This window comes from Erythrobacter cryptus DSM 12079 (genome assembly GCF_000422985.1).
Taxonomy (GTDB): Bacteria; Pseudomonadota; Alphaproteobacteria; order Sphingomonadales; family Sphingomonadaceae; genus Erythrobacter; species Erythrobacter cryptus.
In genome coordinates this window covers 16,520-35,572 of record NZ_AUHC01000008.1, presented here as the reverse complement: position 1 = coordinate 35,572, position 19,053 = coordinate 16,520, and the positions used below count along the sequence as shown (strand labels likewise).

Annotated in this window: 20 protein-coding genes; 9 read left to right on the top strand and 11 right to left on the bottom strand. The window is 68.5% G+C overall.

Annotated elements, in window-relative coordinates; translation table 11 throughout:
* The first annotated feature begins 2 nt into the window (after positions 1 to 2).
* The 3 genes from G524_RS0106275 (at position 3) to G524_RS0106265 (ending at position 2,999) form a co-directional block, all read left to right on the top strand.
* The gene (locus G524_RS0106275; protein ID WP_027442950.1) at positions 3 to 260 is read left to right on the top strand and encodes an ATP synthase F1 subunit epsilon; all 258 of its coding nucleotides are present in this window, start codon (positions 3 to 5) and stop codon (positions 258 to 260) included.
* Between the two features lie 165 nt (positions 261 to 425).
* Positions 426 to 2,531, top strand: coding sequence for a prolyl oligopeptidase family serine peptidase (locus G524_RS0106270; RefSeq protein WP_084625078.1), 2,106 nt, complete (start codon positions 426 to 428; stop codon positions 2,529 to 2,531).
* A gap of 219 nt (positions 2,532 to 2,750) precedes the next feature.
* On the top strand, positions 2,751 to 2,999 hold the full coding sequence (locus tag G524_RS0106265) for a DUF1153 domain-containing protein (protein ID WP_027442948.1): 249 nt from the start codon (positions 2,751 to 2,753) through the stop codon (positions 2,997 to 2,999).
* 16 nt (positions 3,000 to 3,015) lie between these two features.
* On the opposite strand, the gene G524_RS0106260 is transcribed toward G524_RS0106265, so the two are convergent.
* Both G524_RS0106260 and glmU read right to left on the bottom strand, forming a co-directional pair.
* On the bottom strand, positions 3,016 to 3,318 hold the full coding sequence (locus tag G524_RS0106260) for an HNH endonuclease (RefSeq protein WP_245561310.1): 303 nt from the start codon (positions 3,316 to 3,318) through the stop codon (positions 3,016 to 3,018).
* Positions 3,315 to 4,688: a bifunctional UDP-N-acetylglucosamine diphosphorylase/glucosamine-1-phosphate N-acetyltransferase GlmU gene (gene glmU / locus G524_RS0106255; RefSeq protein WP_027442946.1), complete on the bottom strand. Its 1,374-nt coding sequence runs from the start codon at positions 4,686 to 4,688 to the stop codon at positions 3,315 to 3,317. Before glmU ends, G524_RS0106260 begins: the two co-directional genes overlap by 4 nt.
* 78 nt (positions 4,689 to 4,766) lie before the next feature.
* On the opposite strand from glmU, the gene G524_RS0106250 reads away from it, so the two are divergent.
* Positions 4,767 to 5,462 (top strand): HAD-IA family hydrolase, encoded by a 696-nt coding sequence (locus G524_RS0106250; protein ID WP_027442945.1) that lies wholly within the window; start codon positions 4,767 to 4,769, stop codon positions 5,460 to 5,462.
* 128 nt (positions 5,463 to 5,590) lie between these two features.
* Complete coding sequence (locus G524_RS0106245) at positions 5,591 to 6,520, top strand: SDR family NAD(P)-dependent oxidoreductase (protein WP_027442944.1); 930 nt, start codon at positions 5,591 to 5,593, stop codon at positions 6,518 to 6,520.
* A 110-nt stretch (positions 6,521 to 6,630) separates the two neighbouring features.
* On the opposite strand, the gene G524_RS0106240 is transcribed toward G524_RS0106245, so the two are convergent.
* Genes G524_RS0106240 through G524_RS0106225 form a run of 4 tightly spaced genes read right to left on the bottom strand, consistent with a single transcriptional unit; the run spans position 6,631 to position 9,745 of the window.
* The gene (locus tag G524_RS0106240; RefSeq protein ID WP_027442943.1) at positions 6,631 to 6,957 is read right to left on the bottom strand and encodes a DUF2794 domain-containing protein; all 327 of its coding nucleotides are present in this window, start codon (positions 6,955 to 6,957) and stop codon (positions 6,631 to 6,633) included.
* Between the two features lie 35 nt (positions 6,958 to 6,992).
* Positions 6,993 to 7,724 (bottom strand): serine O-acetyltransferase EpsC, encoded by a 732-nt coding sequence (epsC, locus tag G524_RS0106235; protein WP_027442942.1) that lies wholly within the window; start codon positions 7,722 to 7,724, stop codon positions 6,993 to 6,995.
* 52 nt (positions 7,725 to 7,776) lie between these two features.
* Positions 7,777 to 8,439, bottom strand: a complete 663-nt coding sequence (locus G524_RS0106230; protein WP_245561309.1) for an HdaA/DnaA family protein — start codon at positions 8,437 to 8,439, stop codon at positions 7,777 to 7,779.
* Positions 8,440 to 8,452: 13 nt separating this feature from the next.
* The gene (locus tag G524_RS0106225; RefSeq protein WP_027442940.1) at positions 8,453 to 9,745 is read right to left on the bottom strand and encodes a hypothetical protein; all 1,293 of its coding nucleotides are present in this window, start codon (positions 9,743 to 9,745) and stop codon (positions 8,453 to 8,455) included.
* 69 nt (positions 9,746 to 9,814) lie between these two features.
* Here G524_RS0106225 and purM point away from each other — a divergent pair, with 69 nt between their 5' ends.
* The 3 genes from purM to G524_RS0106210 are packed head-to-tail and all read left to right on the top strand — an operon-like array spanning position 9,815 to position 13,096.
* The gene (gene purM / locus G524_RS0106220) at positions 9,815 to 10,936 is read left to right on the top strand and encodes a phosphoribosylformylglycinamidine cyclo-ligase (RefSeq protein WP_027442939.1); all 1,122 of its coding nucleotides are present in this window, start codon (positions 9,815 to 9,817) and stop codon (positions 10,934 to 10,936) included.
* Positions 10,929 to 11,894, top strand: coding sequence for a phosphoribosylglycinamide formyltransferase (gene purN, locus G524_RS0106215; RefSeq protein ID WP_027442938.1), 966 nt, complete (start codon positions 10,929 to 10,931; stop codon positions 11,892 to 11,894). Before purM ends, purN begins: the two co-directional genes overlap by 8 nt.
* Positions 11,894 to 13,096: a sulfotransferase family protein gene (locus tag G524_RS0106210; protein ID WP_027442937.1), complete on the top strand. Its 1,203-nt coding sequence runs from the start codon at positions 11,894 to 11,896 to the stop codon at positions 13,094 to 13,096. Before purN ends, G524_RS0106210 begins: the two co-directional genes overlap by 1 nt.
* 57 nt (positions 13,097 to 13,153) lie before the next feature.
* On the opposite strand, the gene ndk is transcribed toward G524_RS0106210, so the two are convergent.
* The 5 genes from ndk to G524_RS0106185 form a co-directional block, all read right to left on the bottom strand.
* A complete protein-coding gene (gene ndk / locus G524_RS0106205) occupies positions 13,154 to 13,576 on the bottom strand; it encodes a nucleoside-diphosphate kinase (protein ID WP_027442936.1) in 423 nt (140 codons plus the stop codon).
* A gap of 143 nt (positions 13,577 to 13,719) precedes the next feature.
* Positions 13,720 to 14,229, bottom strand: coding sequence for a hypothetical protein (locus tag G524_RS0106200; RefSeq protein WP_036857565.1), 510 nt, complete (start codon positions 14,227 to 14,229; stop codon positions 13,720 to 13,722).
* A 61-nt stretch (positions 14,230 to 14,290) separates the two neighbouring features.
* On the bottom strand, positions 14,291 to 14,731 hold the full coding sequence (locus G524_RS0106195) for a DNA polymerase III subunit chi (RefSeq protein WP_036857564.1): 441 nt from the start codon (positions 14,729 to 14,731) through the stop codon (positions 14,291 to 14,293).
* Between the two features lie 49 nt (positions 14,732 to 14,780).
* Positions 14,781 to 14,930 carry a DUF2256 domain-containing protein gene (locus G524_RS16570; protein WP_084625077.1) on the bottom strand — a complete coding sequence of 50 codons (150 nt, stop codon included), beginning with the start codon at positions 14,928 to 14,930 and terminating at the stop codon, positions 14,781 to 14,783.
* A 170-nt stretch (positions 14,931 to 15,100) separates the two neighbouring features.
* On the bottom strand, positions 15,101 to 16,561 hold the full coding sequence (locus G524_RS0106185) for a leucyl aminopeptidase (protein ID WP_027442933.1): 1,461 nt from the start codon (positions 16,559 to 16,561) through the stop codon (positions 15,101 to 15,103).
* Between the two features lie 132 nt (positions 16,562 to 16,693).
* Between G524_RS0106185 and G524_RS0106180 the strand changes: the two genes are divergently transcribed.
* Complete coding sequence (locus tag G524_RS0106180) at positions 16,694 to 19,051, top strand: LPS-assembly protein LptD (protein WP_027442932.1); 2,358 nt, start codon at positions 16,694 to 16,696, stop codon at positions 19,049 to 19,051.
* The last annotated feature ends 2 nt before the right edge of the window (positions 19,052 to 19,053 follow it).

Below are 19,053 nucleotides of genomic sequence, written 5' to 3'. Positions count from 1 at the left end.
AAATGGCGCTCCACTTCGAACTCGTCACCCCGGCACGGCTGGTGCGCTCGCAGGATGTCCACATGGTGGTCGTCCCCGGCACCGAGGGCGAATTCGGCGTGCTCGAGGGCCATGCGCCCTTCATGAGCACGATCCGCGACGGCGCGGTGCAGGTCTATGCCAGGGAAGGCGCGGCGCCCGAGGTGATCGAAGTGCGCGGCGGCTTTGCCGAGGTGAGCGAGGCGGGCCTCACCATCCTTGCCGAGCACGTCGAGGGCTGAGCCCCGCGACCGATCGACGAATTGCCAACGAGGGCGGGCCGCTGGCTCGCCCTTTGTGCTTGACGCCCCTTTCCAAGCGCGCACGCGGCGGGCACAAGGGCGCCCTGCCCATCCCGATGGAGAGGACGCTTGAAACTTGTCTCCACTTTTGCACTGGCGCTTGTCATGAGCCTTTCTGCCACCCCCGCCGCGGCCGGGGAGACCGCCGCCCCCGGCGTTCCCGGCCCCGAGCAGGACCCCTATATCTTCCTCGAACAGGCCCGCAGCCCCGAAGCGCTCGAATGGGTCGCCAGGGAAAACGAGCGCACCCTTGCGGTGCTCGCCCAGGATCCGCGCTATGAGCAGCTCGCGGCCGAGGCGCTGGCGATCTTCGATGCCGAAGACCGCATCCCCTTCGTCTCCTTCCGCCCCGATGGGCTCTACAATTTCTGGCAGGACAAGGCCAACCCGCGCGGAGTGCTGCGCCGCACCAGCCTTGAAAGCTATCGCAGCGCCACCCCGCAATGGGAGACCGTGCTCGATATCGACGCGCTCGCCAGGGCCGAGGGGCGCGAATGGGTCTATCAGGGATCAACCTGCCTGCCGCCCAAGCTCACGCGCTGCATGATCGCGCTTTCGGATGGCGGCGAGGATGCGACGATCCTGCGCGAATTCGACACCGCCACGAAGCAATTCGTCGAAGGCGGCTTCGTGCTCGATCGCAAGAGCCAGGGCGGGGTGCAATGGATCGACGAGAACACCCTGCTGGTCGGCCGTTCGTTTGGCGAGGGCACGCTCACCGAAAGCGAATATCCCTTCACCAGCCGGGTGTGGCAGCGCGGCACGCGGATCGAGGATGCGCCCGAAATCTTCCGCGGCGCGCCCAGCGATGTCTGGGCCGGGGCCAGCCTGCTGCGCGATGCCAAGGGCACGATCCACGCCCGCACCGCCTTTCGCGGCATCAGCTTCCACGAAACGCTCTATTATGTGTGGAAGGATGACGCCTGGCTCCAGCTCGACATTCCCACCAAGGCTGCGCCCTATGGCATCGTCGATGGGCACCTCTTGTTTTCCACCGATGTCGATTGGCAGGTCGATGGCCAGACCTTCCCCGCCGACAGCCTGATCGCGGTCGATCTGGAGGAATGGAAGGCCGATCCCAACGGCGCGCGCAAGACCCTCGTCTGGGCGCCGGGCGAGCGCCAGACCAAGCAGGGCGGCGCGATCACTGCCAATGGCCTTTACGTGGCGCTGCTCGACAATGTCGTGGGCCGGGTGCTGCGCTTCAATTTTGAGAATGGCCAGTGGGTCAGCCGCCCGGTGCCCCTGCCCGACAACGCCACCATCGGGATTGCCGCCGCCTCGGACGAGACCGACGAGGTGATGTTCACGGTCAGCGATTTTCTCAATCCCACCACGCTTTATTATTCCGATGGCAGCTCCGATCCGCAGGTGATCAAGACCAGCCCGGCCTATTTCGACCCCACGGGCATGAGCGTGGAACAGCACCAAGCCACGAGCAAGGACGGCACGCTGATCCCCTACTTCATCGTCAAGCCCAAGGGCATGAAGGCCGACGGCTCCACCCCCACGCTGCTCACCGGCTATGGCGGCTTCCAGGTGCCGCGCCTGCCCGCCTATCTCGGCACCACCGGCAAGCTGTGGCTGGAAAAGGGCGGCGCCTATGTGCTCGCCAACCTGCGCGGCGGGGGTGAGTTCGGCCCCCAGTGGCACCAGAGCGCAATCCGCGAGAACAAGCAGCGCACCTGGGATGATTTTATCGCCGTGGCCGAGGATCTGGTGCAGCGCGGCTTCACCCGGCCTGAACGCCTCGGCATCATCGGCGGCTCGCAGGGCGGCCTGTTGGTGGGCACCGCCTTCACCCAGCGGCCCGACCTGTTCGGCGCGGCGATCGTGCAGATCCCGCTGTTCGACATGCTGCGCTATCACCTGATCGGGCGCGGGGCCTCGTGGATCGGCGAATATGGCGATCCGCGCATTCCCGAGGAGCGCGCCTGGATCGAGGCCTATTCGCCCTATCAGAAAATCGTCCCCGGCGCCCGATACCCCTCGCCCTTCCTCTGGGCCTCGACCGCCGATGACCGCACCCACCCTGCCCATGCGCGCAAGGCGGCCGCGCGGCTGAATGAACAGGGCCACCCCTATCTCTATTTCGAGGACACCACCGGGGGCCATTCGGGCGGGGTGGACAATGCCCAGCGCGCCAAGCTCCAGGCGCTGCAATTCGTCTATCTGATGCAGCGGCTGATGGACGCGCCGGCGGCGAAATAGCGCCCTTGCGCGCGCGCCCCGCCCGCCGCGGCGGGGCGCTTGCAGTCATGCCATCGAGGCCATGTGTCAACCCGCCCGACACCTGGCCGCGGCTCGTCGCAGGTGCAGCACGGAGCGGTTGCTCAACCCGACCTTAACCCTGTCCGGCAGGGCCTCGTTAAGCCTTTGGCCCAATCCTCGCGCAGCGTCGGGGGCGACATGCGACGAGGAGCACCAGCAATGGCCTACCCGAAGGACATCTCGATCGCCGAGGCGATCAAGCGCTACCGCCACCTGCCCCGCAACCACCGGGTCCACTGGTCCAAGGCGCGCAAGGACGAAGTGGTGCGCGCCGTGCACGAAGGGCTGATCAGCTTTCACGAGGCCCGGGCGCGCTATCTCCTGAGCCGCGATGAATTTGCCGCCTGGGAGGCCGATTACATCGCCACCGGCGGCGGCGCAGCCCAGGGGCGGCTCGAGGAGGCCTGAGCCGCGCCTGCGCGACCTAGCGCGTCGGCGCGTCGAAATCAGCAGGCTTGCCTGCGATCCAGGCGATGAAGCGCGCCATCGGCGGATGGGCGCGGATCGCCTCGGGATCATTGCCGATGCGCGCCAGCTCGCTGTTGGTGAAATTGGCGTGGATGGTCTTGTGGCAGATCGGGTGGACCGGCACCTTGATCTTGCCCTTCTTCGACTTGGGCACGGGGTGATGCCACTGCACGATCCGCCCCAGCGGGCGCTCGCAGAGCCAGCAGGCAAGCGGCGCCAGCGCCTGCGCCTCGTCCTCACCCTCGCCCGGCGCGCTCACCCCTTCTTCTCCGCCGCCTTCTTCTTTTTCATCGTGTCGTGGAAGCGATCGGCCCAGCCGGGCTTGACCAGCTGCTCGGCGCGCACCATGCGCAGCTCGCCCGGCGCCACGTCGCGGCTCACCGTGCTGCCCGCCGCCACGATCGCATCGGCCCCGATCGTCACCGGCGCCACCAGCGCCGAATTGGAGCCGATGAAGGCGCGCTCGCCGATCACCGTGCGATATTTGAAATAGCCATCGTAATTGCAGGTGATCGTGCCCGCGCCGATATTGGCCTTGGCCCCGATCGTGGCATCGCCGAGATAGGTTAGGTGGCTGGCCTTGGCCCCGGGGTGGAGCACGGCGTTCTTGACCTCGACGAAATTGCCGATGAAGCTGTCTTCCTCGAGCACCGTGCCGGGGCGCAGCCGGGCAAAGGGGCCGACCTTGACCCCGCGTTCAAGCCGCGCGCCCTCGATGTGGCAATGGGCGCGGATCAGCACCCCATCGCCCACCACCACCCCGGGGCCGAAGAACACGTTGGGCTCGATCGTGACATCGCGCCCCAGCACCGTGTCATGGGCGAAGAACACCGTTTCGGGCGCGATCAGGGTGGCGCCCTCGTCCATCGCCCGCCGGCGCCGCGCCGCCTGCCAGCGGCCTTCCGCGGCGGCGAGCTCGGCGCGCGAATTGATCCCCGCCACCTCGTCCGCGCTCGCAGCGATGATCACCGCGCAGGGCCGGCCATCGGCAATGGCGATGTTGACGATATCGGGCAGGTAATATTCGCCCTGGGCATTGGCATTGCCGACCCGCCTGAGCAACCCAAAGAGGTCTTCCGCGCGCGCCGCCAGCAGGCCCGAATTGCACAGGCGGCAGGCCCGCTCGCCCTCGTCGGCATCCTTGTATTCGACCATGCGCACAATGCGCCCGTCATCATCGGCGATGATGCGGCCATAGTGGCCAGGGTCTTCCGGCTCGAAGCCCAGCACCACCGCGGCGGGCGCATCGGGCCCATGCAGCCGCGCGAGCATGGCGCGCATGGTCTCCGGCCGGACGAAGGGCACATCGCCATAGAGCACCAGCACATCGCCGGCAAAATCGGCAAGCGCGCCCTCGGCCTGCTGCACCGCGTGGCCGGTGCCAAGCTGCGGCTCCTGCACACAGATCGCCGCGCGCGACCCCACCGCCGCCTCGATCTGTTCGCGCCCGGCGCCCACCACCACGGCGAGGCGTTCGGGGCCAAGCGCGGCGACACTTTCGAACAGGTGCTCGAGCATCGGCCGCCCGGCAATCGGGTGGAGCACCTTGTGGAGCGCGCTGTTCATGCGGGTGCCCTTGCCCGCGGCAAGGATGATCGCGGCGAAAGGATGGGTGGCTCTGGTGGTCATGCGGCTCTCTCTAGGCAAAGCCGCGCCTGCCAGCAAATGCTTGCGGTTTGATGATCGCTGCGCCACGGCCTTGGGGCCATGCACACCATCCCCTTCGATGCCATCGGCTTTGACCTTGACGGCACCCTCATCGATAGCTTCCGCGATCTCGGCGCGGCGGTGAACCATGCCCTCAGGCTCGGCGGCTTTGCCGAGGTGTCGGTGGAAAGCAGCAAGGATCTCATCGGCGGCGGGGCCAAGATCATGCTCGCCCGCGCGGTCGAGGCGCAAGGCGGCCTGCCCGAGGCCGAGTTCCGGGCGCTCTACAAGGCGATGCTCGCCTATTACGAGGATCATTGCGCGGTTCACACCGCGCCCTATCCGGGGGTGCGCGAGACCCTTGCAGAGCTGGCCGCGCGCGGCATCCGCCTCGGCGTGGTCACCAACAAGTTTGCAGGCTTCGCCCGGCGCATCCTCGCCGCGCTCGACCTTGTCGGCTGCTTCGAGACGGTGATCGGGGGCGACAGTCTCGGCCGCGGGCCGGACGGGCAATTCCTCGCCAAGCCCCACCCCGCCCCGATCCATGCCGCACGCGCGAGGCTGGGGGGCGGGCGCTTCGTCTTCGTGGGCGATTCGAGCTATGACGTGCGCGCCGCAAGGGCCGCGGGCGTGGCGGTGGTGGCGGTGAGCTATGGCTATGGCGATGGGCCGCCGCAGGAAATGGGCGCCGATGCGGTGATCGATTCGTTTCCGGCGCTCATCCCCGCGCTCGAAGGGCTCTCCCCACGCCCCTGACCCTACGGCATCGGCCCCTGTCAGTATGGCGGTTGCAAGCGGCGCATGAAAGTGCCACGCAGCGCCGCGCAACAGCATTGACGCGCGCGTAAAGCGCGCGCCGCACAGCCACAGACAGGAGAACAGCCATGACCATCAGCTTCAAGGACAAGGTCGCGATCGTCACCGGTGCGGGCGGGGGGCTGGGCAAGGCCTATGCGCTCGAACTCGCGCGCCGCGGCGCCAAGGTCGTCGTCAATGATCTCGGCGGGGCGCGCGATGGCACCGGCACTTCCGATGCCGCCGCGCAGGTCGTCGCCGAGATCGAGGCGATGGGCGGCGAGGCCATGGCCAATGGCGCATCGGTCACCGAGTTCGAGCAGATGGAAAAGATGGTCGCCGATGCCAAGCAGAAGTGGGGCGGCGTCCACATCCTCATCAACAATGCCGGGGTGCTGCGCGACAAGACCTTCGCCAAGATGGACCCGGCCGATTTCGAATTCGTGGTGAAGGTGCACCTCACCGGCTCGGCCTTTGCCACCAAGGCCTGCTGGGAAACCTTCCGCGAGCAGGGCTATGGCCGCGTGCTGATGACCGCCTCCTCGACCGGGCTGTTCGGCAATTTCGGCCAGGCCAATTACGGCGCGGCCAAGCTCGGGCTTGCGGGCCTGACCAAGACCCTCGCGCTTGAAGGCGCGAAGTACAACGTGCGGGTGAACACCCTCTCGCCGGTGGCGGGCACGCGCATGACCGAGGACCTTTTCCCTGAAGAAGCCTTCAAGCTCTTCGCGCCCGAAAACGTGGTGCCCGCCGCGCTGTTCCTGGTGTCCGAGGATGCCCCCACCAACGCCATCGTCGGCGCCGGGGCGGGCGGCTTCCACAGCGCTTGGACGGTGATGAACGAGCCGGTGTGGCTGCCCGAAGATGAGCGCACGGTCGAAGGCTTCGCCAAGCACTGGGAGGAGATCAGCGCCTTTACCAACCTCATCGCCCCGCAATCGGGCTCCGAGCAATCGGCCAATATCTTGAAGGCGATGCAGAAGGTGACCGGCACCGGCCCCTCGAGCGCGCGGGGCTGAACTGTTCAAGCCCCTTGCCTCGAGGGAAGGGGTTGGGGCTGGGTGTTCGAGGTCCGATAGGGCAAAGCACCCAGCCCTTCAGCACTCTCCCCTTCGGACGGGAGAAAGGCTCAGTCCACCGCCTTCAGCAGCCGCCGCTCCATGGGCGCGAGGACGTTCGCGAGGTCATGGCCGCGCTTCAAGACCTGGCCGTGTTCGCCATAGAGCGTCCACATGCCCTGCTTGGCCCTGAGCGCGGGGCGCTTTTCGAGGCGCGCCTGGGGCCTTTCCGCGGTGCGGCGGAAGGCGGCGAAGGTGGCGGCGTGGCGGGTGAAGTCCATCGCATAGTCGCGCCACTCGCCGGCGGCGACCATGCGGCCGTATAGATCGAGAATGCGCATCAGCTCGGCCCGTTCAAACCCGACCTGATCGGCGCCCCGGCGGGGAAAGCTCACCACCTGGCAGGCGGCATCGGGGCCTTGGGCTGCGCGCGTCAATCCTCGGTCCCGCTCTTGCGGCGCCGGGCCGCGCCCACCGGGGCTTCGCGCTCGGCCAGAACCGCGCGCATCGCCGCCACTTCCTCGCGCAGCGCGGCGACCTCGGCCTCGAGCTTCTCGACACAATCGCGCCGCGGCCGGCCCTGGTCATCGCAGGGCGGATCGTCACACGGCGTGCCATAGGGGATGAATTCCTTGAGCCACTCCTCGGCCGGCACCAGGGTGGAGCGGGCCTTGATCCCGATCATCGTCGCGCCCGCGGGCACATCATCGGTCACCACCGCATTGGCCCCCACCCGCGCCCGCTCGCCCACCACGATCGGGCCGATGATCTGTGCGCCCGAACCGATGATGACATTGTCGCGGATGGTGGGATGGCGCTTGCCACCCTTGCCATTGGCAGGGTTGGTGCCACCCAGCGTGACGCATTGGTAGATCGTCACATTGTCGCCGATCTCCGCCGTCTCCCCGATCACGGTAAAGCCATGGTCGATGAAGAAGTTCTTGCCGATGCGCGCGCCGGGGTGGATGTCGATCGCGGTCAAGAGGCGCGAGATGTGGTTGACCAGCCGGGCGAGGAAATAGAGCCGCGCCTCGAACAGCCAGTGGGCGATGCGATGAAAGCCGAGCGCCCACACGCCCGGATAGAGCAGGATTTCCCAGCGCGAGCGCGGCGCCGGATCGCGGGCACGCACCGAATCCAGATAGGCGATCAGCCGCTCGAACATCGCTCATCCCTTCCCACCAAAGCGCGCCCGATGCAATCGGGAACGCGGCGCATCAAAGCAGGCGCTGCTGTTCGGGGCCGTGCAGGGCTTCGAGCGCGGCGCGCCAGACAGACATGGTGGCGGGGCTCTGGCGTTCAAGGGAGATGCGATCAATCGCTGCCACCAGCGCCTCGATCGCGGCAAAGCTGCGGGTGGTGCGCGGCACCAGATATTCCGCCGCGCCCTCGGGCAGGGAAAGCCCGCGCGCCTCGGCATGGGCGCGGATGAGATCGGCGGCCATGGCATCATCGAGCGGGCCGATCACAAGCTGGAGCGAGCCGCCAAGCCGGGAGGCGAGATCGGGTAAGGCGATGCGCCAGCCGCCGGCCTCGGGATCGGCATTGGCGATTACCAGCAGCGATGCGCCCTCGCGGCTGCCGCCCTGCTGCACCGCGTTCCAGCGGTGGAACAGCGCGGTTTCATCGATGCCCTCGGCATCGTCGATCACCTCTAGCCGCTCGGGCCCGTGCCGCGCCAGCGCCCAGCGCCCGAGCAGGCTCTTGCCCGAACGCGGCGGGCCGGTGAGCACCGCGACATGGAAGGGCCAGCTCTCGGGCTTCTCGAGCGCGGCCACCACCGCCGCATTGGCCGCCCCCGTCACGATCCGCTCCGCCCCTGCCGGGGCGCGGGGGGCAAGCGGCAGGGCGATCTGGCTGGGGCCATGATCGGGCATCATCGGGCCTTGCCCCCTAGCGGCTGATGGCGAGCGCGTTGGCCCCACGCCGCACCGCAAAGCCGCGCGCCTCGAGCGCGGCGGCAAGCTCCTCGAGCGTGCCGGCAAAGGCGACGCTCATCACCGAGGTGCCGCCGATCGCGGTGCTGGTGACGCTGGCGCCGCGCACCCCGGAGGCGGCGCGCACCCCGGCGAGCGCGGCATCGAAGGCGGCGGCATCGGGGGTGGCAAACTGCACGGTGAAGCTGCGCACCGCCACCTCGCCCGGCTCGATCCCGGTGACCGGCTGGGCCTCGATCCGCGGCGTCGCCGCTGCTGCCGCCGCGGCGGCCTCGGCCGCGCGGCGCGCCTCGGCCGCGCGGCCGATCTCGATCAGCCGCTGGATCGCCGGGTCGATCTCGCCCATGGCGCCGAGGCGCAAGGTGGGATCGGGCTTGAGCTTGCCCGCGGCGAGCGCGGCGGTGAAGATCGCATCCATGCGCTCGACCGCCTGAGCGAGCATCGCGGGCAATTGCTCGGGGCTTTCGGCGGTGAGGGTGAAGCTTTCAAGCATGCGATCATCCGGGCCATAGCGCGCGGTGAAGGTGCCGCGCACCGGCCCGCCGGGGAACTGGTGATCGAGCCGGGCCAGCGCCATCAGCACATCGGTGGCGCCATATTGATCGAGCATGGTGCGCCACCAGGCGCGGCTGCGGCGCGTGGTCTGGCCGAAATTGACCAGCAGCGAATCGCCCCCTGCCCCCGAAAGGCGGACATAGTCGATCCGGCTGGTGCCAGGGTTGAACTCGGCCCAGGCGCGCTGCCAGGGATTGCGCTGTTCAAAGGTGATATAGGCGCCCGCGCTTTCCATCACCGGGATGAGCAGCAACGGGGCCGAGCGCGAGGCCTGAGCCGGCCCGCCGAGATAGGCCGAGGCGCGCTGGCGATCGAAGATCACCCCGAGCGTGGCGATATAGCGCCGCGGCCCCAATTGTTCGCGCTCGATCACGATCGCCGAGACGAGGCCATCAAGCTGGCTGTCCGACAGCTTGGGCCCGCCGAGCTTGGCCCAGGCCTGGCGCTGGGCCTCGCGCCAGCCGTTGCTGCGCGCTTCCTCGGCGCTCTTGCCCCGCACATCGACGCGCAGCCCCTTGACCTCGATATCCGCGCTCGCTGCGGTGGGGGCAATGCCGCGCTCCCCCGCCACCTGCGCGTAAAGGCCATAGGCGCCGCCCACCAGGCCCAGCGCCAGCGCCGCGGCGCCAGCAGCGCGCCGCAGCGCGGGCGGCAGGATCGTCCGGGGGGCGGGAGGAGACAGTGGCGCGCTCATGGGGAAAATCGCCCCTCCTTTGCCCAATGGCGAGTGGAATTCCAAGCGCGAACCGCTAAAGCACCGGGCATGACTGCGGGGACAGACGCCACCGACCGGCCCGAAGATGGCCGCTACACCTATGCCAGGGCCGGGGTTTCGATCGCGGCGGGCAATGCGCTGGTCAAGGCAATCGCCCCGCTCGCCCGGGCCACCGCGCGCCCCGGGGCCACGAGCGAGCTGGGCGGCTTTGGCGGCTTCTTCGATCCCCGCGCGGCCGGCTACAAGGATCCGCTGCTGGTGGCGGCCAATGACGGGGTGGGCACCAAGCTCAAGCTCGCGATCGAGCATGACCGGCACGACACCGTGGGCATTGATCTGGTTGCCATGTGTGTCAACGATCTCATCGTCCAGGGCGCCGAGCCCTTGTTCTTCCTCGACTATTTTGCCACCGGAAAGCTCGACAACGTCGTTGCCGAGCGGGTCATCGCCGGGATTGCCGAGGGCTGCCGGATCGCCGGCTGCGCGCTCATCGGCGGCGAGACGGCAGAGATGCCGGGGATGTATGCGCCGGGCGATTATGATCTTGCCGGCTTCTGCGTCGGCGCGGTCGAGCGCGGCGAGGAGCTGACCGGCGCCAAGGTGGCACCCGGTGATGTGCTGCTCGGGCTTGCTTCCTCGGGGGGCCATTCCAACGGCTATTCGCTGGTGCGGCGGCTCGCGGCAGATAAGGGCTGGAAGCTCGCCCGCCCCGCCCTGTTCGATCAGGAACGCCTGCTCATCGATGCGCTGATCGCCCCCACCCGCATCTATGTCGCAAGCCTGCTGCCGCTGATCCGCGCGGGGCTGGTCCACGGCCTTGCCCATATCACCGGGGGCGGCCTGCTCGAGAATGTCCCGCGCATCCTGCCCGCGGGCGCCCATGCCCGGATCGATGCCGATCTGTGGCCCCTGCCGCGGCTGATGGCCTTCCTCCAGGCCCAGGGCAATATCGAGCCGGAGGAGATGGCGCGCACCTTCAATTGCGGCATCGGCATGGTGCTGGCCGTGAGCGAAGCGAAGGTGGACGAGGTCACCAAGCGGCTCGCGGCGGCGGGCGAGACCGTGTGGCGCATCGGCACGATCACGCCGGGCGAAAGGGGCTGCACCGTGCGCGGGTCGCGCGGCACCTGGGCGGCCAAGGGCGATTGGAGCGCGACGCACCTTGGCTGAAAGGGCGCGCATCGCCGTCTTCATTTCCGGCGCGGGCACCAATATGGCCGCGCTGCTCTATGCCAGCCGGATGCCGGAATGCCCCTATGAGCTGGTGCTGGTGGCGAGCAACGATCCCGCCGCCGCAGGGCTGAAACTGGCCGAGGCCGAGGGGATTGCCACCTTCGCGCTTTCGCACAAGGGGATGACGCGCGAGGCCCATGATGCGGCGATGGAAGCCGCCGCGAAAGAGGCAGGCGCGGAATATATCGTGCTGGCCGGCTATATGCGCATCCTTTCGGCCGGGTTCGCGGCGCGCTGGGCCGGACGGATGCTCAACATCCACCCCTCGCTCCTGCCCAAATACAAGGGGCTGGACACCCATGCCCGCGCCATTGCCGCCGGGGAGAGCCACGGCGGGGCGAGCGTTCATCTGGTGACAAGCGAACTCGATGCCGGCGAGGTGCTGGCCCAGATCGCCGTGCCGATCACGCCGGGCGAAACGGCAGAGAGCCTCGCCGCGCGGGTCAAGCTCGCCGAGCACCAGCTCTATCCGCGCGCGCTTGCCGATTACGTCAGCCGCTGGCGCAACCCTGCCTGGCTGCTGGCGCAGGTGCGCAGCCTTGCGCTGGCCCTGCCCGAAACCAGCGAGCAGGAGAGCTTCGGCGCTGCCGGTTTTCGCGTCGGCACAGGCAAGGCGGGCAAGTATTTCGCCTATTTCGCCGATCGCCACCATGGGCACCAGGGCATTGCTCTCCTCGTCAAGACCAGCGGGCCAGACGAGCTTGCCGCGCTGGTCGAAGATCGGCCCGAGGCCTATTTCCGCCCGGCCTTCTATGGGGCGAGCGGGTGGGTGGGGATCGTGCTCGACCGGCGCGACCTTGATTGGCAGGATATCGCCGCCTGGCTGAGGCGCAGCTGGCGCAGCGCGGCACCCAAACGCCTCACCCGGCTGATGGATGTGGCGGAGCAGTTCTGATGGCGCCGCCGCGCGATCACCTGCTCGCGCGCAGCCCGCTGGCGCAAAGGGCGAGCGCCTTTCTCGGGCGGGCCTGGGCGCGCGGCTGGCTGCCGGCGCCCGATCTCGATCCCGATGCGCTCTGGGCGCTCGCCGCCAAGCCCCATGGCGCGCGGGCCGAGGCGGCCGAGCAGGGCGGGCGCAGCGCCGAGGACGTCGCCGATTTCCGCGTGCGGCTCGAGCGGCTGTGCGCCGCGCTTCAGGCCGAGGCGGACCTCAACCCCCTCGGCCGGGCGATGGCCTGGGGGCAATTGTCGCGGGTGGTGAAGAACCGCCTTGCCCTTGGCGCGCTGTGGCAGGCGCGGCCCGAACTGCGCGACACCCGGCTCGCGCCGCCGATCATTGTCGTGGGCCATATGCGCTCGGGCACCACCCGCATCCACCAGTTGCTCGCCGCCGATCCGGCGCATGCGCACACCCGCTATTGCGATGCCTATCACCCGGTGCCCGCGCCGCTGGGCCTGAACCGCGTGAAGGCCGCGCTGGAACTGGCGCTGCTGGGCTGGCTCAACCCCTGGATGCAGACCATCCACCCGATGGAGGCAAGCGCAGTGGAGGAGGAGTTGGCGTGGATCTCGGCCGCGCTCCACCATTCGATCTATGAAAGCCAGTGGCACATCCCGGCCTATTCAGCCTGGAGCGAGGGGCGCGATCCCGCCCCGATCTACCGCGAATTTCTCCGCATCCTCAAAACCGATGCTGCCACCCGCGGCCTTGCCGAGCGACCCCGCGTCCTCAAGGTCCCCGCCTTTGCCGAGGATCTTGCCACCCTGCTTGCCCTCTTTCCCGATGCCCGGTTGGTGATCGCCGAGCGCGACCATGCGGCGGTGCTGCGCAGTGCGGTGAGCCTCGCGGCCAACCAGATGGCGCTGCAATCCGATTCCTGCGATCTTGCCAAGATCGAGGCGCGCTGGCGGCACAAGATTGCGCTGCGCGAAGCGCGCATGGCCGCGGCGCTCGCAGGCTGGCAGGGGCCGGTGGCGCGGCTTGCCTTCGACGCGCTCGAAGCCGATTGGGAGGGCGCGATCAGGCGCTGCTATGCCGAGCTTGGCCTTGCGCTCACGCCCGAAGCGCTCGCCGCGATGCGCAAGGTGATGGCCGCCAGCGCGGATGGCCACCACCACGCCCACGCCGCGCAATTGGCCCGCTTTGCCGGCGCCTGACAGCAAAAGGGCCGCCCCGGCGGGACGGCCCCTTGCCTTTCGGCCAGTCGGAAAGCCTTAGCCGACGATTTCCTCGGGCTTGAAGAAGAAGGCGATCTCGATCGCGGCGTTCTCGTCCGAGTCCGAACCGTGGACGGTGTTCTCGCCGATCGAGAGGGCATATTCGCGGCGGATGGTGCCCGGCGCGGCCTCGGCCGGGTTGGTCGCGCCCATCACCGCGCGGTTGCGGGCCACGGCATCCTCGCCTTCGAGCACCTGCACCACCACGGGCTCGCTCGTCATGAATTCGACGAGTTCACCGAAGAAGGGGCGCTCCTTGTGCACGGCATAGAAACCCTCGGCCTGTTCGCGGGTCATACGGATGCGCTTGGAAGCGACGACGCGCAGGCCGGCCTCCTCCAGCATCTTGGTGACCGCGCCGGTGAGGTTGCGGCGGGTGGCATCGGGCTTGATGATCGAAAAGGTGCGGGTGACCGCCATCGACGTGCTCCTGTGAACCTTGGTTGTATGGGGGATGTTTTGGCGCGCCCCCTAGATGCTGCGCTGCAAAATGGCAAGCACGCGCGTGGGAGGCGCAAGGCGCGCCCGCGAGCCGCCCGAACGGGCGCGCGTGAGGCTAAGGTTCAGCCGGCCTTTTTGGTGCCGAAGATGATCTGCCCAGTGGTTGTCTCGCCATTGCTGGCGGTGACCGACAGCGTGGTGCCATCTTCCTTGCGCTGGGCGCCGAGCATGGTGGTGCCGTTGGTGGTCAGTTCGAGCTCGATGGCAAAGCCCGCGGCCTTGGCCTCGTCCCGGTAATGCGCGATCACCTTTTCGGCCGGGGCGGCGGCCTCGAAGCTCACCAGCGTGCCCTTGCCATCAGGTTGATCGACCACGGTGTTGGTGACAACCTTCGATCCCGGAAAGAGGCTGAAGCCTTCGGGAAGGCTCAGCGGCACGTCCGCACCCGATCGCAAGGTGGCCTTGCCCTCCTTGCTGGTGATCGTCATGCGGGTCTCGCCGCTCTTTTCATCAATGGTGTATTCGCCCTTGCCGCCCTCGGGCGTGGTGAATTCGCCGCTCTTTTCCGAGCCGCAGCCTGCAAGGCCGAGCGTCAGCGCCGCGCCTGCCATCACCAAAAATGCCTGCCGCATCGCTTACCCCTTCTCCCGTGTGCGCGCCAGCATCCCTGATCGGCCCGCACCGCGCAAGGCCCTAACGCTTCTTCACCCAGCGCCCTTCTTCCTGCGCATAATAGGCCCGTTCGATCTCGGCGCGCCCGTCCTGCGCTGCCCAGGCCGCGCGTGCGGCGGGGGCAAGCGCGGGGGGAAAGAGCAGGAACACGCGGGCAAAGCCGGGGCATTCGCGGTATTGCCCATCGGCCAGCACCACGTGGCTTGCCCCATTGGCCGCCACTGGTTCGCCCGCCAGCAGGATCGGCTGGCGCTCGGCCCCCGGCTCCCCGGCCTCGCCATGGGCAAGGAAGCTCTCTGGCCCGGCCTGCCACAGGCTCTGCGAGATCGCCGCGCGCGCTTGCGGATCACCCGCGACCACCAGCAGCCTTTCGCCCTCGCCCAGCACGCGCCGGGCGATGAGGGCGACGACCTTCTCGAGAGGGTCGGCGGTGACCTGCCAGAAATCGAGTTTCTGTTTCATCCCGTTCACCCGCTTCGCTGCTTGCGCATGGAATGAAAGAGGGATGAGGTCATGGCGCCTTTCTACCCCTGCGGCAGCGTTCGGAACAATATTTCACATTGTCCCAATCGCGCGCCCACTTCTTGCGCCAGGTGAAGGGCAGGCCGCAGGCAAGGCAGGTCTTGGTCGGCAGATCGGCCTTGCGGCGCATCTTCGGCATGTCGCAGCCCAGCGCCTAGCGCCTTGCGGCCCGAGGCATTCTTGTTTGCCTCAAGCGCCGGCGGGCGCATCCGCGCCCTTGGCTATCCTCGCTCACACGGCCTGGAGGCCGCGTCGCTGCGGGCGGCCGTGCGGCCTTGCGGCCCTGCGGGCCGAAATGCTCGTGTGCGATCAACCTTCCACCACATCGCGCACGAAGCGGTCGATCAGCCGCACGCCATAGCCGGTGGCGCCCTTGTCCCAGGTGTGGCCGGGCTTGCTTGCCCAGACCATTCCGGCAATGTCGAGATGGGCCCAGGGGGTGCCTTCCTTGATGAAGCGTTGGAGGAACTGCGCCGCGGTGATCGATCCGGCCTCGCGCGGGCCGATGTTCTTCATGTCGGCGACGGGCGAATCGAGCAGCTTGTCGTAATTGGGGCCAAGCGGCATGCGCCACAGCCTGTCACCGCTCGCCTCGCCCGCGGCGGCAAGCTGCGCGGCGAGCTGATCGTCATTGGCGAACATCCCGCCAAATTCATTGCCGAGGCTGATGATCATCGCGCCGGTGAGCGTCGCCAGATCGACGATGCGCGCCGGATCATACTGCTGCTGCGCCCAGTGCAGCGCATCGCACAGCACCAGCCGGCCTTCGGCATCGGTGTTGAGCACCTCGACCGTCTGCCCGCTCATGGTGGTGACGATATCGCCCGGGCGCTGGGCCTTGCCGTCGGGCATGTTCTCAACGAGGCCCATGACCCCGATGACATTGGCCCTCGCCTTGCGGAGCGCGAGCGCCAGCATCGCTCCGGCCACCGCCCCGGCGCCGCCCATGTCCCACTTCATGTCCTCCATCCCCGGGCCGGGCTTCAGGGAAATCCCGCCGGTGTCGAAGGTGACACCCTTGCCGACGAAGACGGTGGGCTTCTCGCCCTCCTTGCCGCCGTTCCAGCGGATCGCCAGCAGCTTCGATTCGCGCGCCGAGCCTTGCCCGACGCCGAGCAGCGCCCCCATGCCGAGCGCCTGCATCTCGGCTTCGCCAAGCACGGTGATCTCCACGCCCGTGCCGGCGAAGGCCTCCTCGCAGGCAGCCACGAAAGTGGCCGGATAGAGCCGGTTGGCCGGCTCGGTGACGAGCTGGCGGGTGAACTCGACACCCCGTGCCAGCGCCGCCTCGCGCGCCCAGGCCTCATCCGTGCCCGCCGGCGCGCCGATCACGTGCACCTGCGCGAGCGAGGGGCGCTGCTCGGGCTTCAAGCGGGTGCGATAGGCATCGTGGCGCCAGGCGCGCAGGCGCAGGCCGAGCAGCACCGCCGCGGCGTCTTCGGCCGACAGGCCCGCTTGCCCAAGGTCAAGCACCATCGCGCTCTCGCCCGCGGTCAGATACTTGGCCGCCAGCGCCGCCCCGGCGCTTTCGCAATTGCGGCGGCGCTCGGCCGCGCCCGCCTCGCCCGCGCCGGCCAGCGCCACGCGCCGCACGCTCCCGGCAATAGTGGCAAAGCCCTCGAACAGCTGCCCGGCCTTGCCGCTGAAGCGCGAGGCCGCCGCGCCCTCGATCAGCGCCTGATCGAGCCCGGCAAGCGCCGCCCCCTGATTGACCACCCGCGCCTGCAGGCGAACATCGCTGGGTGGGCTCGCAACAAGATCGATCTTCATGGAATCTCCCAAGGCTTGATGATGGGGCCGCGTAGGGGCGCTGCCGCAAGGCGCCGGCGCTCTGCGGCAGGCTGCGTGCAGCCGGCGCAATGGCGATTGCGATTAGGCCCGCGCGGTGCAATAGGCAAGGCCATGTCGGGAGGCCCGTTTTACGGATTGCGCCGCGCCGTGTGCCTCAACCCCAGCCTCCCGGCGCGGGGCGGCCTGTCGCGCGCGGTGCTGGCGCTGGCGCTCGCCGGCAGCCCGGCCGCGCTGGCGGCACAGGATGCAGCGCGTGCGGCGCAGACGCCGCCGGCCACCGCGCCTGATGCTGCCGCGCCCGCACCCGCCCCGGCCCAACCTGCCCCGGCCCAACCTGCCCCGGCCCAACCTGCAACGCAAACCGGTCGGCAGATCGATTTCGAGGCGCGCGAGCTCAGCTACAATTCCGAAACCGACACCATCACCGCCCGCGGCGATGTGGTGCTGCGCTCCGAGGACCGCTCGGTGCGCGCCGACGAGGTCTCGTGGGATCGCCGCAGCGGCCGGATCCTCGCCACCGGCAATATCCGCCTGGTGGACGAGGCCGGCAACCAGCTTTTCACCGAAAGCCTCGAACTCAGCGAAACCTTCGAGACCGGGGCGATGAGCGAGCTTCTGCTCGCGCTGCGCGCGGGGGGGCGGCTCGCTGCCCGCGCGGCCGAGCGCGGCGAAGATGGCCTCGCGGTGCTCACCGATGCCGCCTACACCGCCTGCGCGGTGGTCGATGCGGCCGGCTGCGCGCAGGAGCCGAGCTGGCGCATCACCGCCGACAAGGTGATCTATGACCAGCAGCAAAGCCGGGTGCGGTTCGAGGGCGCGGTGCTCGAGCTGTTCGGGGCGCGGCTTCTGCCCCTGCCGGGCCTGTCGATCCGCACCGATGGCCGGGCCGAATCCGGCTTTCTGGTGCCGGACATCCGCATCACCCAGGTCAATGGCCTTGAGCTTTCGGGCGAATACTACTGGCGCCTTGCGGACAACCGCGATCTGATGCTGGGCGCCTATGTCTTTTCCAACGTCGCGCCGATGGCGAGCGCCAAGTGGCGCCATCTCACCGGCACCGGCGCCTATCAGGTCAGCGCCTTTGGCACCTTTTCCGACCGCGCCACCGATTTCACCGGCGGGCAGAGCTTCCGCAGCGATCCGCGCGGCTATCTCGATGCCAATGGTCGCTTCCAGTTCTCACCCGAATGGAGCTTTGCCTCCTCGATCCGACTGGCAAGCGACCGCACCTTCCTGCGCCGCTATGACCTGAGCCGCGATGACCGGCTGCGTTCGACCTTCAATCTCGAGCGGATCACCGCGCGTTCCTATCTCTCGATCGCCGGCTGGGCGACCCAGACACTGAGGCTCAACGCCGATCAGGGACAGGTGCCGCTGGCCCTGCCGGCGATCGACTACCGCCAGCGGCTCGTCGGCAAGGTGCTGGGCGGCGAGCTGGAACTCCAGGCCAACAGCCTCGCGCTCTTGCGCAACGACGGGCAGGACACGCAGCGCGCCTTTGCCGGGGCGCGTTGGGACATGCGGCGGCTGACCGGGCTTGGCCAGCTGGTGACGCTGACCGCGCTCATTCGCGGGGACGTTTACAACACCCGCAACACCCTTTCGACCGCCACGCCCAGCTATCGCGGCGATGAGGGCTGGAGCGCGCGCGCCATCGCCACCGCCGCGCTCGATATCGAATGGCCCTTCATCGGCCCGGCGCTGGGCGGCACCCAGGTGTTCAAGCCGCGCCTGCAACTGGTGGCCAGCCCCCGGCTGCGCAATCTGGCCGTGCCCAACGAGGACGCCCGCGCGATCGACCTTGAGGATTCCAACCTCTTCGCGCTCAATCGCTTTCCCGGCTATGACCGGGTCGAGGACGGCAGCCGCGTGACCTGGGGGGTCGATTGGGAGCTGCAGCGCCCCGGCTGGCGGGTCAAGACCACCATCGGCCAGTCCTACCGGCTCGAGGCGCCGCGCCCCGGGCTGTTTCCCGAGGGCACGGGCCTGTCCGAAAGGGTGAGCGATTTCGTCGGTCGCACCGAGGTGCGCCTGCGCAACCTCATCCAGTTCACCCACCGCTTCCGGCTCGACAAGGACAGCCTCGCGGTACGCCGCAACGAGATCGACGCGGCGATCGGCACCCGCCGCACCTATCTCGAGGTCGGCTACCTGCGGCTCGATCGCAACATCGCCACGGTCGAGGATCTGCGCGACCGCGAGGAGCTGCGCGCCGCGGCGCGCATCGCCCTCGGGCGCAAGTGGTCGGTGTTCGGCTCGGGGGTGTTCAACCTCACCGACGAGGAGGAAGACCCGGTGTTCCAGCCCGATGGCTTCCAGCCGATCCGCACCCGGCTGGGGATTGCCTATGCCGATGACTGCATCGAGTTCGGCGCCACCTGGCGGCGCGACTTCATCGATGCGGGCGATGCCCGGCGCGGCAATGCCTTCCAGGTGTTCTTCGCGCTGCGCAATCTCGGCTTTCGCTGAAC

Coding starts and splice junctions, on each gene's coding strand:
- G524_RS0106275 (WP_027442950.1), top strand. CDS start 3: ATGGCGCTCCACTTCGAACTCGTCACCCCGGCACGGCTGGTGCGCTCG.
- G524_RS0106180 (WP_027442932.1), top strand. CDS start 16,694: ATGTCGGGAGGCCCGTTTTACGGATTGCGCCGCGCCGTGTGCCTCAAC.
- G524_RS0106270 (WP_084625078.1), top strand. CDS start 426: ATGAGCCTTTCTGCCACCCCCGCCGCGGCCGGGGAGACCGCCGCCCCC.
- glmU (WP_027442946.1), bottom strand. CDS start 4,688: ATGACCACCAGAGCCACCCATCCTTTCGCCGCGATCATCCTTGCCGCG.
- G524_RS0106210 (WP_027442937.1), top strand. CDS start 11,894: ATGGCGCCGCCGCGCGATCACCTGCTCGCGCGCAGCCCGCTGGCGCAA.
- epsC (WP_027442942.1), bottom strand. CDS start 7,724: ATGTTCGAGCGGCTGATCGCCTATCTGGATTCGGTGCGTGCCCGCGAT.
- G524_RS0106185 (WP_027442933.1), bottom strand. CDS start 16,561: ATGAAGATCGATCTTGTTGCGAGCCCACCCAGCGATGTTCGCCTGCAG.
- ndk (WP_027442936.1), bottom strand. CDS start 13,576: ATGGCGGTCACCCGCACCTTTTCGATCATCAAGCCCGATGCCACCCGC.
- G524_RS0106200 (WP_036857565.1), bottom strand. CDS start 14,229: ATGCGGCAGGCATTTTTGGTGATGGCAGGCGCGGCGCTGACGCTCGGC.
- G524_RS0106225 (WP_027442940.1), bottom strand. CDS start 9,745: ATGAGCGCGCCACTGTCTCCTCCCGCCCCCCGGACGATCCTGCCGCCC.
- G524_RS0106230 (WP_245561309.1), bottom strand. CDS start 8,439: ATGATGCCCGATCATGGCCCCAGCCAGATCGCCCTGCCGCTTGCCCCC.
- G524_RS0106265 (WP_027442948.1), top strand. CDS start 2,751: ATGGCCTACCCGAAGGACATCTCGATCGCCGAGGCGATCAAGCGCTAC.
- G524_RS0106245 (WP_027442944.1), top strand. CDS start 5,591: ATGACCATCAGCTTCAAGGACAAGGTCGCGATCGTCACCGGTGCGGGC.
- G524_RS16570 (WP_084625077.1), bottom strand. CDS start 14,930: ATGCCGAAGATGCGCCGCAAGGCCGATCTGCCGACCAAGACCTGCCTT.
- purM (WP_027442939.1), top strand. CDS start 9,815: ATGACTGCGGGGACAGACGCCACCGACCGGCCCGAAGATGGCCGCTAC.
- G524_RS0106195 (WP_036857564.1), bottom strand. CDS start 14,731: ATGAAACAGAAACTCGATTTCTGGCAGGTCACCGCCGACCCTCTCGAG.
- G524_RS0106250 (WP_027442945.1), top strand. CDS start 4,767: ATGCACACCATCCCCTTCGATGCCATCGGCTTTGACCTTGACGGCACC.